Raw genomic sequence first — 13,752 nt, forward strand, 5'->3', positions numbered from 1 at the left:
CTCAAGCGGCCTCCATCAACAGGCTGGTTTCCAGCGCGACGATGGCGACGACGCTGGCGACCTCGGTGCGGATCAGCCGGCGCCGCGCCTGCCCATCTGTCCCGCTTTGGTCTTCGCGGGCGAGCACCCGGCGGCGCATCCAGAACCATCCATAGGCCGTTGCCGCGTACACGCACAGCCGCCAGATGAAGAAATACCCTGCGGAGGCCGTCAGCCACCGTTCCCAGCCTGCAACGCTGCCGACTAGGTAGATGCCCGCGACGTTCGCCCCACGGCGGCGGCAACGATCAGCACCAGCCACAGCAGCGTCTTCGCCGCGCGCCGGCTGAACAACCAGCGCAGCGGCCGCCAGGCCATGCGCGCCGGGCTCATGGCCGACTCCCCGGGTTGCCCTTCTGGAGCTGGTCGAGACGGTCCGGCACAGGATCGCCCTCGTAGATGCCGCGCGAGCCGGCCGCACGTGCGCCGTGGCGCTGGATGATCGCCATGGGTGAGTTGTTCGCCAGCTCGCGCCGCAGCTCCAGTTCGGTCTTGAGGTTGCGAATCTCACGGTCGAGCGTGTCGCTCTCGTGGTTCACCGCCTCAACGGCAAGCTCGTTGGCCGCGACGTTGGGCTCCTTCTTGCCCGTGAGCAGCGTGCGCTGCAGCAGCAGCGCTTTCTCCAGCACGGACGCCAGCGCGACTTCGGACGCCAAGCGCTGCGACAGCAGGTGCTGGTCGGGCTCGTCGCGCAGCGCCTCGATCACGCCGCGCGTGATCGGCAGCGACGCGCTGCCAGCTTCGCGCAGGTTCTCCGGCGTCGTGTTCTTGGCCTTGGTCACCAGGTCCTGGAGCGCCTGCAGCTTGGCGTCGTACTCCTCCTGGATCAGCGGCGTGAGCCCGACGCCCGGCGTCGTCTCGGTCTTGGTGCAGGCATCGCACGTGCGCTGCTCCTTCTCGCCGAGCACGCGCGTGGCCCACTCGACGGCGGCCTGCGGAGAGGCCCAGGTCTGGCACGAGAGGCTGCTGCAACTGGCCGGCGCGATGGATGAGGTGTCGGTCACGCCGCGGCCGTTGACCAGGTTGTAGCCGGCGCGGGTGACATCGCCGACGACCTTGATCGCGGGCTGGCCGGAGCCGCCCGCGTTGCTGCCCCCGACCCACGGCACGCCGTCATTGCCGCGGCGCGTCTCGGCTTGCTCGATGGCCGAGACCGCATCCGTGCTCGACACGGCATCGCGCAGCGCCAGCCCTTCGGCCATCTGGCTCCAGCCGAGCTGGCCGCCCGCCATTTCGGCCATCTTCTCGGCCATGGCACGGCACGTCAGCTTGCTGCGGTCGAAATCGAGTCGCGCCTGCAGCACGCCATTGGTGAGCAGGTTGTACAAACCGGGATCGGCCCGCTGGATGATCAGCGCGGGCAACGATGCCACCGCACTGGTGGCACTCTGGATCACCGACGACATGATTTGCTGGAAGCCGTTGGTGATGCCGTTAAGTTGGTTCTTCAACGTGGTCTGGATGCTCATGTCGCCGCAGATCAAGTTGCTGTTCCAACCCACGCCGACACCGAGAGAGCGCATGCCGGCCGCACGGCCCATCGACACGGCGTTGCCGCCACCGATCGAGTACATGACGTCATCGCCGATGACACTGCCGCTGGTCTGGTAGCCCAGTTGACCCCAGGCCACGCCGCTGCCCAGCGCGAGGGCGCCGGCCAGCGCCAGGACGATCTCCGTGCGACGTGCCCGGCGGGAGAACGGATTGAATGCAGGACGGAACTTCATGGCACCACCTCAGAGAAAATCGACGCTGCCCAGGAACACTTGGCCCCGGCGTTCGCAGCAGGCATACGGCCGCCACAGCGCCCATGCGTAGTCGCCTTGCTGCGCCTGGGTAAGAAAGCCGCTGCGCGGGAAGACCGTGCAGGACGACGACAGGACGGGCGTGAGTTCTTGCCACTTTCCGGTCGAGGCATCGCCCTCCATCAGCGCGCCTGCCGGCCAGTAGCCGTCGCGGGAGTTGGCAAGCAACGGCTGATAGACGTGGATCTGCCCCCGGCGCGTGACCACATCGCCTGCACGCTGGGCCACCACTGCGCCGGCCTTGAAGTCGTCGGTCTGGTGCAGGAAGCCGCCACGGGGATACACGTTGCCCCACAGGTTCATCGTGGTGCGTGCGCCGACCTCACGCCGGCCCGGAATCAGCGCTTCCGGGTAGGCCATCTCGGGCACGTTGTAGCGCCAGGCCAGCGTGTCCAAGGTGCTGAGCAAGTACGGCATGAACGCCGTGCCCGCGCCCTCGCAGAAGTAACCCGACGACGAGACGAACTGGTTGAACACCTCGACGCCGGGGTGGCCGATAACGTCCGAGTTTTTGAACTTGGCGAGGTTGTTTTCGTGATCCTCGTTCGTGGTTCCATCGCCGCCCGCTTGGGCGGACGGGTTGGGCGTGCTCATTGCCCGGACCTCGACCCAGGGGTTTTCGCCGGTATTCGAGTACGACGACACCACCGCATCGGGGATGTAGTGGCGCACCTTGATGGACGTGCGCACCGTGCAGCCGGTCCAGGTGCAATAGAGCCAGTAGCAGATGCCAACGACGCGGTATTCGAGGCAGTCGGGTGACGCTACCGAGCCGACGATGGTGGCAGTGTTGAGGGCGTAGCTGCCCGTGGCGCTGAGCAGCAGCAACGAAGCCACGCCAGCATGCAGACGGCGCATCAGGTCGAATGGTCGGGTCACGGCTGGGTCCTCCGGTGCTGCTCGATGCGCGCGACAGCGCGAGCCACATCCGACTCGCCATAGACCACATAGCGCCTGTCCACCACCACGGCCGGGAGGCTGGTGATGCCGAGACTCCATGCGTCGGTAACGCTTTGGTATGCGGAAGCGATGCGTCGCTGCAGATCGGCACCGCCGCCATTCAGCCGGCGCTTGACGATGGCCGTCGCCTGTTCGGGGTCGGTGGGCAGTCCCGCGGAAAGCTCCGCTTCAATCCTGTGGGCTTCGTTCAGTTCGATCAGCCGCTCGCCGCCCATGGTCTTGACCGGGTGGCGGCTGTCGGTGACGACCACCACGTCGGCGGCGAAGGTGGCCGGGCTGAAAACGGCCAGGGCTGCCGGCAGCGCCACGGCCAGGCCGAGGGTTCGCCAGCCCGGCGCGAACCTGGAAAGAGATGCTGGCATGTCGCGTGCCCTTGAAGTTGATCAGAGCAGTAGTCAAACGCGAAGCCGACGCGGCCCCAACAAACAATGCGCATCGCGCACTGCCCGCATACCTGCTTGTCTCGCGCCCATGAAAAAGCGGAGGCCGAAGCCTCCGCGTGGATCAAGGAGCGGGCTACAGCAGACCGGATTCCGCGAACGAGTATGGAGCGCCTTGGCCGACGATGATGTGGTCCAACACTCGCACATCGATGAGCGCCAACGCAGCCTTCAGTCGGTCGGTCAAAGCGCGATCCGAGCTCGACGGCTCAGTGCATCCCGAGGGATGCTGGTGCGAAAAAATCACCGCGCCGGCATTCAGCTCCAATGCACGCTGCACGACAGCGCGCGGATAAACTGCAGTCGAATCGAGCGTGCCCTTGAACATCGGCTCATAGGCCAACACCCGGTGCTGGCTGTTCATGAACACGATGGCGAACACTTCGTTCGGTTCTGCGACGAGTTTCAGACGCAGATAGTCCTTCACGGCCTGTGGCTGGCCAAGAAGCGGTCCGGCCTTGAAAACACGTTGTTCCAGCAGCGCGATGGCCTGCCGGATGATCCAATCATCAGATTGGGACGCTGGGGCAAAACGTGGCTCCACGCAGGAGTCATTTACGACGAGAGACATGGCGGACCTCCAGAATGTGAACGGAGGACGCCACCCCAGGAGGGCAAGCCCTCCTGGGGATGGAAACAGCGGAACAAGGTGCATCCACCACCGCGCAGCGGTGATTGTTCGCAGCCAGGATGCGAAGCGAACGGGTAGCGGTCAGTGCGGCAAGCCGCGCCGTAGCCTCCAAGACCGAGGGCTACCTGGGCATGTCGCCGACAACGTCGGCAGGCATTTCGGATGTGGGGATGGTGGGTGCGGCCGCCGTGTCGCTGGCCGAGTTCCCGGTCGCCAGCATGTCAATGGCCGACAGCAAGGCATCGCCCTCGATCGGCCCCTGCAGCAGGATCGCCTTGCCGGTTTCGCGATCGTGCAGCCGCAGCGATGGCGTGGCGATCACGCCGCTGTTCGTGGCTTCCGCCGTCTGGGCGCGGATCGGTGCATCGGGCCGCTCGCTCGCCAGACACTGCTCGATCGCTGGAGTGAGGTCGGGGTAGCGCAGCCCTTCAGGCAAGCCCTGGCCGTCGCTGCGCGTGTGGGCATAGACCCATTCGACGGCCTGCCAAAAGGCGGCATGGCTGCCGGCTTCGCCCGCGCATTCCGCCAGGCGCGCTTCGGCGGACGCGGCTGGCTCATGCGCGGCCAACGGCAGGTGGTGCCATTGCAGGGCCACGTCGGTGTTGTTGCCGACCCAGCGCTTGAGCTGCGGGAAATACTCCCGGCAGAACGGACATTCCAGGTCGGCATAGAGCGTCAGCGTGAAGCGGCCCTCTGGGTTGCCCATCTGCCAGGGTGACCCCGGCGTCTGCGTCATGCTGACCGGCGAGGGCGACGGCGCTGAGGATTCATCGGGCGACCGGGGGACGAGCCAGATCAACAGCAATGCGACCAATGCAGCGGCCAAGGCCCAGGGCCAGCGGGGACGCCCGTTGCGACGGCGGAACACCTGGACCTGCATCGGAATGGAAGGACGTTTCGGTTCCATGGCGTTCTCCGGCTTAGTAGGGCAGTTCCAGGGCTGGCGAATCGATGCCGCGTGCCTGGTCGATCTTCTCGGCCACCTTGAAGGCCGCCTCCAGTTCGGAGCAGCCGTATTGCTGCATGAGCTGGTAGCGCTCGGCCTTCTCTTCGGGTTCGGTCTGCGCGAGCGCGAGGTACAGGCTCGGCGGCACGGCACGGAACAGCACTTCCATGCTCTTGGAGAGGATGACGCCCTCGGTGAATTTCCCCGCCTCTTTGCGCGCCGACAACATTAGCGCCTTCTGTGCTGGGCTGAGTTCGCGGAACCGCGCGATCTTCTCCACCTCATCCGGGGGCATCGACAAGCAGATCCACCACTCGATCATGTTGAGCATGGGCTCAGCTGCGCGCGGCAGATCGTCGATGTTCTGCGTGGCCAACCAGAACCATGCGCCCAGCTTGCGCCACATCTTCGTGATCTTGACCACGTAGGGCGCGAGCAGTGGGTTCTTCGTGATGATGTGTCCTTCGTCGGTGACGTTGATGATCGGGCGTCCAAGGTATTGGTCGCGCTCGGCGATGTTGTTCACCGTGCTGATCAGGCTGATGTAAGCGATGGAGAGCTGCGCGTTGTAGCCCTCGCGGGCGTATGTCGCGAGGTCAACCAAGGTGATGTCGGCTTCGGGCCACGGCGTGCCGTCGCGGTCGAACATTTCGCCGTCCGTGCCTTGACAGAACATGTCCATCGCATCCGCCATCTCCAGCAGCCGCACGCGGCGCATTTCGGGCAGCGTCGGGTCCTGGCCGCGGGCGCGCAACGCGTTGCGCACGTCGCGCGTAAGCACCGTGCGTTTGTCGGCCACGCAGTGCTCGGCGGCGTCGAGGATGCACTGACGGATCAGCGAGCGGTCAGCCCGTGTCATCCGGGCTTCCTCCTTGTCCTCTCCGCCCGTGATCATCAGCCGCGCCGTGATCTCCAGTTCGCCGAGCACGTCGCGCTGCTCGTCCGCCTCCATGGCCGAGGCATCTGGTGGCGGGTCTTCATCCAGCGCGTCGGCGTCGAGCGTCTGCACGTCGCTGGGCGTCTCGATCAGCCGACGCGCGTCTGCGAATGGCGCGAGGCTGATGCCCGAACCTGGGGCCAGCTTGACCCGGTTTACCGTCAGCCCGAGCCTGCGTGCGAAGTCGCTGAACAGGCCGAAGCTGTTGCCAGCCTCCACGATGAACAGCCGCGGTCGGTAGATGGCCGTGACCTGATTCAAGAGGTTGTTGAGCGTGGCGCTCTTGCCGGAGCCGGTGGGGCCGAACAGGAACAGATGGGCGTTCATCTGCCGATCCAGGCGGCTGAGCGGGTCGAAGGTGATCGGCCCGCCACCGCGGTTGAACATCGTGATGCCCGGGTGCCCCGTACCTTGAGCGCGGCCCCACACCGGCGACAGGTTCGCCGCGTGCTGAGCGAACATCAGTTGGGTGTACCACTTGCGCCGATCCTGGCCGGGGTTGTAGCAGCATGGCAGCCACCGCAAGTAGCTGTTGAGCGGCGCCACCTCGTCGTCCTCGCGCACCGGCTGCAAGCCAGCATTGAGCATCACGTTCGCCAGGTCCAGGCCGCGCCGGTCCAGTTCCGCTTCGTCGCGTCCGCGCAGGTAGAATGCCAGCGTCCCCCGGTAGAGCTTGTGCGCGCTGCCGATGAGGGAGCGGGCTTCCTGCACGTCCTTCAACGTCTGCTCCGACGCCAGCGTCTCGCCCACGGCCTTCTTCGCCAGGTGGTTGAGATCCGCTTCCAGGACATCCTGCGGCGTGGCGACCATCGTGAGACACAGCAAGGTGTCTTCCGGCATCTGGTCGAACAGCGTGTTGATGGCATCCCCTTTGCGGGTCTCGCCGGTCAGGTGTCCGGTGCCGGGCGGCATGCGCAGCCGGTCGGTGATCAGCACGCGGTGCGGCATGCCGTCGAAATACCAGGTGCCGTGCTCCACGTCGGAGCGTGGCTGGCCGAAGAACAGCCGCTGACTGAAATCCCGCCCGCTCGCCAGCTCGATTTCGCCGGCCTCGCTTTCTTCGGTGCTGTCGGGGTAGCGCGCCAGTGCATAGAAGCGCTCCTGATCCTCGGCTCCAGGCCCGAGCATCGCGGGGCGCGGATTGAACCACCGCAGCAGCCAGTCGTGGACGTCGGCTGCGACCATGCGCCGTGCCTGGATGCCGGCGTTCGCCAGGCCGCCGCACAGGCGGTCGCAGACGATGTTCAGCATCTGCTCGGGCGTCTGGCCGCGGCGGCTTGCCTGCCCGGTGGCACGGCGATAGATCACCATGCGCACCCGCCGCGTCTGGCCGCGCCAGCGCAGCCGCGTGACCACCGTGTCCTCGAACAGGCCGCCCGGCTTGGCGACCGCGCGCAGATGGTGGCCGAAGAAGCGCAGGTAGAACTCGGTGAACGCAGTATCGCGGGCGCGCGGCTGCACATAGTCGCGCAGGGTCTGCATGTACTGGTCGAAGCTGGGCTCGTCCTGGGCGTAGAGCTGGAGCACCCAGGGGTTCTCGTCCAGCTCATCGAACGAGTCCTGGAGCGCGTTCTCCAAGGCATCGCGGGCATGCGCGAGCCAGCCGGGCTCCCGCCCCTCGGTGCCCAGCGGCACCAGCTCGTAGAAGGCAGCGACCGACTGCCCATCCTCCAGCAGCATGGACTTCGACTGCGGCAAGAACTCCACCCAAGGCAGCAGTTCCGCGAACGACGGCGCGACGTCGTACAGCGCCTGCTCGTCGGCTACCGTCGCCGGCCTGCGGCCCTGGACCGCTGCGCCGGGTTCAGGGACGCCGGCCTGGCGCAAGGCCTCGACGTGGCGCTGCCAGCCGTCCGGCTTCTCTTCGTCGCCGGTGCCGGATGCGGCCAGCTTCGGCCAGGGAAGTTTCCAGCGCATCAATAGTCCTCCAGCCGTTCACCGGGCATGGCGTACTGCACGCGCTGGTACAGCGGGAAGACCGTCGTGTAGCCCGGAACCGGCACGGGGTCCGTGCCCGCTAGGTGCGGGTACACATACATGACGAGATCGGGGTTGGGCAGGCGCTGGAACTGGCGATAAACCTCGTTGCGCGCCAAGCGCGTGTAGCGCATCTGCTCGACGGGCGCAGCCTGCACATCGGCGTCGGTCAGCGGCCGGCGCAGGCTCTGGCGCGCGTCGAGCAACTGCCGGCGCGCGACCTGGCCGGTGCCACTGCCGCCGCCACCCGTTTCCTGCTGCCAGATGTCCATCATGGTGCGGTCGCTATGGGTCAGCAGTTCTTCCTTGCTGGTGGCGCAACCGCCGAGCACGGCGACGGCCGCGGCCAGCGCGAGGCCCTTAATCGAGTTCGAGCGCATGGCTTTCTCCTGCACGGTGATCGACGCGCCGGCCTTCGGGGTCGTGATCGATGGCCAGCGGCTTTTCGAGGTGGACGGCAACCTTGGCACCAGGCTGGACATAGACGGAGGCGAAGGCCTGGCCGTAGAGCTTGTTGACCCAGGCCGACATGTCCCGGACGCCGCCCGCGAGGATCTGGCCGACTGCTTCCTTGCCGCTGATGCCCACGGTGCCGATGGCGCCGTCCGAGCCGACGTAGGACATGCGGCCGCTGTCGCTCTCGATGAGCGAGGCCACGCCGGCACCGGCCGCCGTGATCAGGGCCTGCGAGCCGAGGTACTGCTGGGCGTTGCTGCGCCGTTCGCCACTGACGCAGGGGATGCCGTGCGGATCGCTGATCCAGCCCAGGCCGTCGCGCTGCTGGTTGTTCTGCTGGTTGCCTTCGCGGTCTTCGGGGATGGTGCGGATCGTGCCGTCGTTGAAGACGAAGGTGATGCTGCGTACCTGGCCGCGCACGCACGAGAGCGTCCAGTCACCCGATGCGGTTCCGCTGAACACGGCGCCGGCCACGTCGGGAATATCAATCCCGTTGGCCGTGAGGTTGTCCGGGCCGACCAGCACCTTGAAGGGGTACGGATCGTTCACCGTCCCGTCGATCGGCACACGACCGATCAGCGCGGTCATCGCGACCGACCCCATCAGCGTTGAGTTGGTTGGCACGGTATAGACCGGCTTGGCGCTCTTGACGCCTGCCGCACGTGCGCCGGCGTTCGCCACGGTTTCCGCGGTCGTTTCCAGCGTGCTTTGCGCCGGGCCGAAGCTCGTCGGGAAGCTCATGCCGCTGCCCGTGCCACGACTGCCGTTGCGTCCCTCGGCCTTCTTCGCGTCGTCCGGTTCGACCCAGCGCATGCCGCCTTCCATGTCGGCCTCGTCGCCATCGCGCAGCCCCAGGCCCACGGGCAGATCGGCATGGCCGCCGCCGCGCCCGCCGATGCTGTCCAGACGCCGCTGCAGGTCGGCGAGCAGCCCTTCGGTCTGCTGGCGCGCGCTGGCCGCCTGTTCCTGGTCGCGGCGCAGGTTGGAGCGCTCGGATTCGAGGGCCGAATTGATGCGCTGATCGATGGAGTTCTCGCGCTGGCGCAGCCGCTGGTTTTCCTCGCGCTGCGACTTGTTGTCGGTCAGCGCGGTCTGAAGCTCGGTGCGCAACTGCTTTACCTGGGCGACGAGCGTTGCCACTGTATCGCGGGGGTATCGCCTTCGATGCCCAACGCCTTCATTTCCTCGGGTGTGAGCTTGGCGCCGGCATCCGGGGCGAGCGGCGCCGACGAGCTTCCACCCGAAAACAACCGGATGGCGACGAACAGCACTAGCAAGGCGACCGGGATCATCAGCCACTTGAGCAAGCCGTTACTGCGCATGGCGGGCCTCCTTGCCGTCGCCGGCTTCAGCTTCCGGTTGCGGCAGATGCACGGCCGGGTCGAAGCGGTGGATCGCCGGCAGCAGCGACTGCGCCAGGCCGTGCCCTCGCGTCACCAGGTACAGGACGGTCGTGTCCTCGGGCGTTCCGCGCGGGCCGAGCGCCTCGTGCTGGAAGGTGGCGGTGAGGAAGTCGCCTTGCAGCACGCGCGGGTCGAGCGTGATCCTGCCCGCGCCGGTGTTGGTCAAGCGCACGGCAGTGACCCACTGGTCTTCCAGACGCCACGACGCGAGCGCGACCGCGCGCACCGGCAGCGTCGGCATCAGCGTGCCGAGGTCGAGGTCACGGCGCAGGTTGACCCGCATGACACCCGGCAGCGGCTCCACGGTGCGCAGCGGCGCATAGAGGTTCTGCGCAGCGAAGCGCGTCAGCACGACAGGGACCGGAGTTTCGCGCCGCGCGGTCCGCGCACCTGCCTGGCCCTGGGCGCGTGCCGGGGCCTCATCGGCACCGCCTGCCTGATCGCCGTAGCGCGCCGGGGTGCTGCTGCCCTCGACGATGCGCACCGGCTCCAGCTCGGCCTCGCCGTCCTTGGGCGGCTCGGCCGCGATGTCGAGCAGGATCAGCGCGCCCGTGTCGGCGTCCTGCAGTTGCAGCCGCGTGGGCTCGATCGGTTCGCTGGCGCGCAGGTACACCGCGCCGCCCGCGCTCTGCACGCGCAGGCGTTCGCCCACGCCCGCGGGCACGCCCACGCGCACGTTCCGGTCGATGAACACGATGCGTTCCTGACCGACCTTCAGCGGCACTGCCAGTGGCATGCGTTCCCAACGCAGGATCTCCACCGCCTGGGCGACGGGTGCCGCGGCCACGGCCAGTAGCCCCAGCAGCGCGAGTACAGGATGCTTCATGGGGTGTTTCCTCCTTGAGGCGCTTGCGGAGACAGGCCACTCGACGCCGGGCGCGCCGGCTCCGGTGCACTGATGCGCTGGGGCGCGCCTTCGTAGCAGTCCAGCGCCAGGCCGAACGGGTTGCGGGCGGGATCGACGTCCACCCGCGTGACCTTGATCGGATAACGCACCAGGGCGCGCTTGACCTGCTCGGCGCCGTAGTACTCGTCCGCCGTGATGTCCAGCGTCACCACCCAGTCGCGATCGGACACGGTGCGCACGCGCGCCGTGGGGTCGTCGCCATAGCCGCGGCCGGGAATCTCGTAGATGCCGCGCACGCGCTGGCGTAGCTCGCCGGTGGAGCGGCGGTAGTCGTAGTCCGCGCGAAGGAAGGCCTGGCAGGACGGGGTGAGGTACGGCGAGAGCGTGTGGAGGTTGCGCGAGTAGTCTTCTTCGCCATTGGTCGGCCAGCGGTTCAGCGTCTGGAACACGTAGAACGTGAACGCATAGACCGATTCGGGCGGCACTTCCCACCACTTGCGGGTACTGCCAGAGCGCAGGTCGGGCGGGACGTGGATGGTCAGGTCGCGCGGCGCGCTCCACCAGCCGCCGCCCATGACCAGGGCGACAATGACCAGCGCGCCCGCGCCCAGGCGCAAGGTCTTGATGTGCGCCTGCAGGTGGGCGATCTCGTTCTTGAAGCGACTCATCGCATGCTCCTGCGGGTGGACCAGAAGCCCGAGCGCGAGATCAGCACGTGGCCGCCCACCCAGCCGGCCATCAGCGGATGGCCCGTTGCGATGCGCCACTGCAACTGCCGATAAAGCCAGGTGTCGGGGCGCCCACGCTTGAGGCGGCGCAGGATGCCGCCGCCGATGAACACGCCCAAGGCCACGCCCAGGACAACGAACGTCGGTGCGATGGCGATCGTGCGGAACACCCACGAAAGCGGCGCGCCGACCAGCAGGCCGGCGGCGCCGGACAGGCCGCAGCAGATCCACAGCTCGTCGGCGGTGAGGCCGCGCACGACAACGGGATGGCGGTTGAGCCGGTGCGGAAGGAACGTGACCGTCCCGTCCGCACGGACGTGCTGCTGCTCGGACATACCGGCCTCGCCTTACAGGATGCCCGTGGCTTCGGTGAGCAGCCAGATGCCGATCACGAGCAACACGGCGCCGATGGCGACCGTGAGGCCGAATTGGCCCCACGTCTTGCGGCCGGTGTGGATCTCCGCGTAGGTTCCGTAGGCGTGGTAGCAGACGCCGATGAACATCGACGCCACCACCAGCAGGGCCACGAGCATGATGATGTCGTAGCCGTAGTTGCGGATCGTCTCCATGATGCCGTTGCCGGTGCCGCGCGTCGGGTTCTCCAACTGCGGCAGGCCTTGCGCGAACGACAGCGCGGGCAGCGCGGCGGCGCCCAGGGCCATGGCGGCGCGCTGGGCGAGACGGGAAGTGAGGATGCGGTTGTGCATGGTCGGGCCTTTCAGGTCAGGACAGAAGGAAGAAACTCAGGACGAGGTACATCGCGACGAAGCGGATGCAGACGCCGAGGAACTGGCGCTGGTTGAGGCGGCTCTCGGACCACCCCACGTAGGCCGTTCGGATGGCCCAGACGCCCCACACGAGCAGGACCGCGAACACGACGCCGACCAGGACGGTCGCCATTGCGGAAGGCGCGATGCCGCTGTTGGCTTGAAATGCCGAGACCTGGGCGCCGTTCATTGCTTGCCCCCCGCAGTCGTCGCCGGCAGCGGCTCGGCCGCCCGCTCGGTGCGGTAGTCGCCGGCCAGTTCGGAGGGTCGCGCGGCTGAGCGCGCGATGGCGTCAGGTGAAACTGGATGCCGGCGCGAACGCGCGCCAGGTCAGCCAGCAGCCGCGGGTAGTCGAAGTGGTAGCGCTCGCCCGGCTGGATGGGGGCATGCGCGGCGCTGTCCGCGACGGTGCGCTCCAGCGCGTCGAGCTGGCGCAGTGCGGCGACCAGCTCCTGGCGCTGTGCCGGAGACTCGGCCAAGGCCATCTGGGACTGACCCAGCAGGAGGGCCGTCACGAGAAAAGTGGGCACGCCGCGATGCGCGGCGCGCAGCCAGATCGAAGCCACCATCGCGCCATTCCTGTGTGATCAGCAATGGGGTGATCGTGGAGATCAGGGCTGTTTTAGGCCGCAAACAATAGGAACTGGCGGACGACCGGATTGGGCATACCGCGAGCGAACCTACAAAAGCCCGGGTGGAGTTTCGATTATTGCGTTTTTCGAGTGTTTCGAATATGATCGGCTCTGCAACCGTTTTCGCTTAGGAGCTACCCATGACCACCGCCACTGCCCAATCCAAGATGACCCTTCCCGCCGCGGGAGAGGTTAAGGCAGCCGTCCAGGGTCAACGTGCCTTGGCGGCTTACCTCGCAACCCAGTTCGAGACGCAGCACATCCAGATCTTTGATGACCACAAACAGGCTCATCAGGTGGAACTGCCTACCTCGGCTTTACGCCTGCTGGTCGACATCCTGGCCGAGTTGGCCGATGGCAATGCAGTAAAGGTGGTGCCCGTCCATGCAGAGCTGACGACCCAAGAGGCGGCGGACTTGCTCAACGTGTCCCGTCCCCATTTCGTCAAGCTGCTAGAAGATGGGGTGTTGGCATTTCATCGCACCGGCAAGCACCGCAGGGTGAGGTTCGCCGATCTGATGCAGTACAAGGAAGCGCGCGAGCGCGCCAGTGAGCAGGCGATGGCCGAACTCGCTCAGCAGTCGCAAGAGTTGGGAATGGGATACGAATGAGGCATTCCCCATTCACCGCCGTCTACGACGCGTGCGTTCTATATCCCGCGCCACTGCGGGATTTCCTGATGTGGCTCGGCCTGTCTGGCCGCTTCCGGGCGCGGTGGAGCCAAGCCATTCATGAGGAGTGGAAACGCAATCTGTTGATCAACCGCCCCGATCTCACCCGGGTTCAGGTCGACAGGACGTCGGATCTCATGGACAGGGCCATTCCGGACGGCTTGGTGGAGGGCTACGAAGCGCTCGTGGCAGGCCTGACATTACCCGATCCGAACGATCGGCACGTCCTGGCTGCGGCGATTCGCTGCGGTGCGAGCGTGATTGTGACGTTCAACGAACGTGATTTCCCGAACGATCTGCTGGCTCCGTACGGCATCGAATCGCAGCACCCCGATGAGTTTGTGGACAACCTGCTGGATCTGGATGCGGCCGCCGTAGTGTCGGCTGCGCAGCGCCAGCGTGCCCAACTCAAGCATCCGCCGATCGATGTGGACCGCTATCTCGAAATCCTGCTGCGCCAAGGCCTTGTGCAAACGACCAAGGTGCTGGCGACCTATCGCACCATTCTCTGAC

The 13,752-nt window shown here is 66.6% G+C and carries 14 protein-coding genes and 3 pseudogenes; 2 read left to right on the forward strand and 15 right to left on the reverse strand.

Annotated elements, in window-relative coordinates; genetic code table 11:
• Nucleotide 1: 1 nt before the first annotated feature.
• The 15 genes and pseudogenes from H9K75_RS19720 to H9K75_RS19790 form a co-directional block, all read right to left on the reverse strand.
• Nucleotides 2–372: pseudogene (locus tag H9K75_RS19720) on the reverse strand (hypothetical protein).
• The gene (locus H9K75_RS19725; RefSeq protein WP_039016603.1) at nucleotides 369–1,766 is read right to left on the reverse strand and encodes an integrating conjugative element protein; all 1,398 of its coding nucleotides are present in this window, start codon (nucleotides 1,764–1,766) and stop codon (nucleotides 369–371) included. Before H9K75_RS19725 ends, H9K75_RS19720 begins: the two are co-directional and overlap by 4 nt.
• Nucleotides 1,767–1,775: 9 nt before the next feature.
• On the reverse strand, nucleotides 1,776–2,723 hold the full coding sequence (locus H9K75_RS19730; protein WP_017640439.1) for a TIGR03756 family integrating conjugative element protein: 948 nt from the start codon (nucleotides 2,721–2,723) through the stop codon (nucleotides 1,776–1,778).
• Entirely contained in the window at nucleotides 2,720–3,166 is a 447-nt protein-coding gene (locus H9K75_RS19735; RefSeq protein ID WP_026083770.1) for a TIGR03757 family integrating conjugative element protein, read from the reverse strand. The genes H9K75_RS19730 and H9K75_RS19735 overlap by 4 nt, the downstream gene beginning before the upstream one ends.
• Before the next feature lie 154 nt (nucleotides 3,167–3,320).
• Nucleotides 3,321–3,815: a RadC family protein gene (radC, locus tag H9K75_RS19740; protein WP_017640437.1), complete on the reverse strand. Its 495-nt coding sequence runs from the start codon at nucleotides 3,813–3,815 to the stop codon at nucleotides 3,321–3,323.
• 181 nt (nucleotides 3,816–3,996) lie between these two features.
• Nucleotides 3,997–4,782: a DsbA family protein gene (locus H9K75_RS19745; RefSeq protein WP_047219620.1), complete on the reverse strand. Its 786-nt coding sequence runs from the start codon at nucleotides 4,780–4,782 to the stop codon at nucleotides 3,997–3,999.
• Between the two features lie 13 nt (nucleotides 4,783–4,795).
• Nucleotides 4,796–7,675: a conjugative transfer ATPase gene (locus tag H9K75_RS19750; protein WP_017640435.1), complete on the reverse strand. Its 2,880-nt coding sequence runs from the start codon at nucleotides 7,673–7,675 to the stop codon at nucleotides 4,796–4,798.
• Nucleotides 7,675–8,115 carry a TIGR03751 family conjugal transfer lipoprotein gene (locus H9K75_RS19755; protein WP_017640434.1) on the reverse strand — a complete coding sequence of 147 codons (441 nt, stop codon included), beginning with the start codon at nucleotides 8,113–8,115 and terminating at the stop codon, nucleotides 7,675–7,677. The genes H9K75_RS19750 and H9K75_RS19755 overlap by 1 nt, the downstream gene beginning before the upstream one ends.
• Nucleotides 8,096–9,513, reverse strand: a pseudogene (locus tag H9K75_RS19760) (TIGR03752 family integrating conjugative element protein). Before H9K75_RS19760 ends, H9K75_RS19755 begins: the two are co-directional and overlap by 20 nt.
• The gene (locus H9K75_RS19765; RefSeq protein ID WP_047219622.1) at nucleotides 9,503–10,420 is read right to left on the reverse strand and encodes a TIGR03749 family integrating conjugative element protein; all 918 of its coding nucleotides are present in this window, start codon (nucleotides 10,418–10,420) and stop codon (nucleotides 9,503–9,505) included. The pseudogene H9K75_RS19760 and the gene H9K75_RS19765 overlap by 11 nt, the downstream one beginning before the upstream one ends.
• A complete protein-coding gene (locus tag H9K75_RS19770; RefSeq protein WP_004350603.1) occupies nucleotides 10,417–11,109 on the reverse strand; it encodes a PFL_4703 family integrating conjugative element protein in 693 nt (230 codons plus the stop codon). Before H9K75_RS19770 ends, H9K75_RS19765 begins: the two co-directional genes overlap by 4 nt.
• Entirely contained in the window at nucleotides 11,106–11,504 is a 399-nt protein-coding gene (locus tag H9K75_RS19775; RefSeq protein ID WP_003153632.1) for a TIGR03750 family conjugal transfer protein, read from the reverse strand. The genes H9K75_RS19770 and H9K75_RS19775 overlap by 4 nt, the downstream gene beginning before the upstream one ends.
• A gap of 12 nt (nucleotides 11,505–11,516) precedes the next feature.
• Nucleotides 11,517–11,876: a TIGR03745 family integrating conjugative element membrane protein gene (locus H9K75_RS19780; RefSeq protein ID WP_003153634.1), complete on the reverse strand. Its 360-nt coding sequence runs from the start codon at nucleotides 11,874–11,876 to the stop codon at nucleotides 11,517–11,519.
• A gap of 16 nt (nucleotides 11,877–11,892) precedes the next feature.
• The gene (locus H9K75_RS19785; RefSeq protein ID WP_003050225.1) at nucleotides 11,893–12,126 is read right to left on the reverse strand and encodes a TIGR03758 family integrating conjugative element protein; all 234 of its coding nucleotides are present in this window, start codon (nucleotides 12,124–12,126) and stop codon (nucleotides 11,893–11,895) included.
• Nucleotides 12,123–12,505, reverse strand: a pseudogene (locus H9K75_RS19790) (integrative conjugative element protein, RAQPRD family). The gene H9K75_RS19785 and the pseudogene H9K75_RS19790 overlap by 4 nt, the downstream one beginning before the upstream one ends.
• A 203-nt stretch (nucleotides 12,506–12,708) precedes the next feature.
• On the opposite strand from H9K75_RS19790, the gene H9K75_RS19795 reads away from it, so the two are divergent.
• Both H9K75_RS19795 and H9K75_RS19800 read left to right on the forward strand, forming a co-directional pair.
• Nucleotides 12,709–13,179, forward strand: a complete 471-nt coding sequence (locus tag H9K75_RS19795) for a helix-turn-helix domain-containing protein (RefSeq protein ID WP_003050245.1) — start codon at nucleotides 12,709–12,711, stop codon at nucleotides 13,177–13,179.
• Nucleotides 13,176–13,751: a PIN domain-containing protein gene (locus H9K75_RS19800; RefSeq protein WP_003153636.1), complete on the forward strand. Its 576-nt coding sequence runs from the start codon at nucleotides 13,176–13,178 to the stop codon at nucleotides 13,749–13,751. The genes H9K75_RS19795 and H9K75_RS19800 overlap by 4 nt, the downstream gene beginning before the upstream one ends.
• Nucleotide 13,752 lies beyond the last annotated feature (1 nt).

The organism is Diaphorobacter aerolatus, from assembly GCF_014489535.1.
In the GTDB taxonomy this organism is placed as follows: domain Bacteria; phylum Pseudomonadota; class Gammaproteobacteria; order Burkholderiales; family Burkholderiaceae_C; genus Diaphorobacter_A; species Diaphorobacter_A aerolatus.

What these genes read in the sequence shown, in the direction of transcription:
- H9K75_RS19785 (WP_003050225.1), bottom strand. Translation starts at nt 12,126, where the DNA reads ATGAACGGCGCCCAGGTCTCGGCATTTCAAGCCAACAGCGGCATCGCG.
- H9K75_RS19750 (WP_017640435.1), bottom strand. Translation starts at nt 7,675, where the DNA reads ATGCGCTGGAAACTTCCCTGGCCGAAGCTGGCCGCATCCGGCACCGGC.
- H9K75_RS19735 (WP_026083770.1), bottom strand. Translation starts at nt 3,166, where the DNA reads ATGCCAGCATCTCTTTCCAGGTTCGCGCCGGGCTGGCGAACCCTCGGC.
- H9K75_RS19770 (WP_004350603.1), bottom strand. Translation starts at nt 11,109, where the DNA reads ATGAGTCGCTTCAAGAACGAGATCGCCCACCTGCAGGCGCACATCAAG.
- H9K75_RS19765 (WP_047219622.1), bottom strand. Translation starts at nt 10,420, where the DNA reads ATGAAGCATCCTGTACTCGCGCTGCTGGGGCTACTGGCCGTGGCCGCG.
- H9K75_RS19800 (WP_003153636.1), top strand. Translation starts at nt 13,176, where the DNA reads ATGAGGCATTCCCCATTCACCGCCGTCTACGACGCGTGCGTTCTATAT.
- H9K75_RS19745 (WP_047219620.1), bottom strand. Translation starts at nt 4,782, where the DNA reads ATGGAACCGAAACGTCCTTCCATTCCGATGCAGGTCCAGGTGTTCCGC.
- H9K75_RS19755 (WP_017640434.1), bottom strand. Translation starts at nt 8,115, where the DNA reads ATGCGCTCGAACTCGATTAAGGGCCTCGCGCTGGCCGCGGCCGTCGCC.
- H9K75_RS19775 (WP_003153632.1), bottom strand. Translation starts at nt 11,504, where the DNA reads ATGTCCGAGCAGCAGCACGTCCGTGCGGACGGGACGGTCACGTTCCTT.
- H9K75_RS19795 (WP_003050245.1), top strand. Translation starts at nt 12,709, where the DNA reads ATGACCACCGCCACTGCCCAATCCAAGATGACCCTTCCCGCCGCGGGA.
- H9K75_RS19780 (WP_003153634.1), bottom strand. Translation starts at nt 11,876, where the DNA reads ATGCACAACCGCATCCTCACTTCCCGTCTCGCCCAGCGCGCCGCCATG.
- radC (WP_017640437.1), bottom strand. Translation starts at nt 3,815, where the DNA reads ATGTCTCTCGTCGTAAATGACTCCTGCGTGGAGCCACGTTTTGCCCCA.
- H9K75_RS19725 (WP_039016603.1), bottom strand. Translation starts at nt 1,766, where the DNA reads ATGAAGTTCCGTCCTGCATTCAATCCGTTCTCCCGCCGGGCACGTCGC.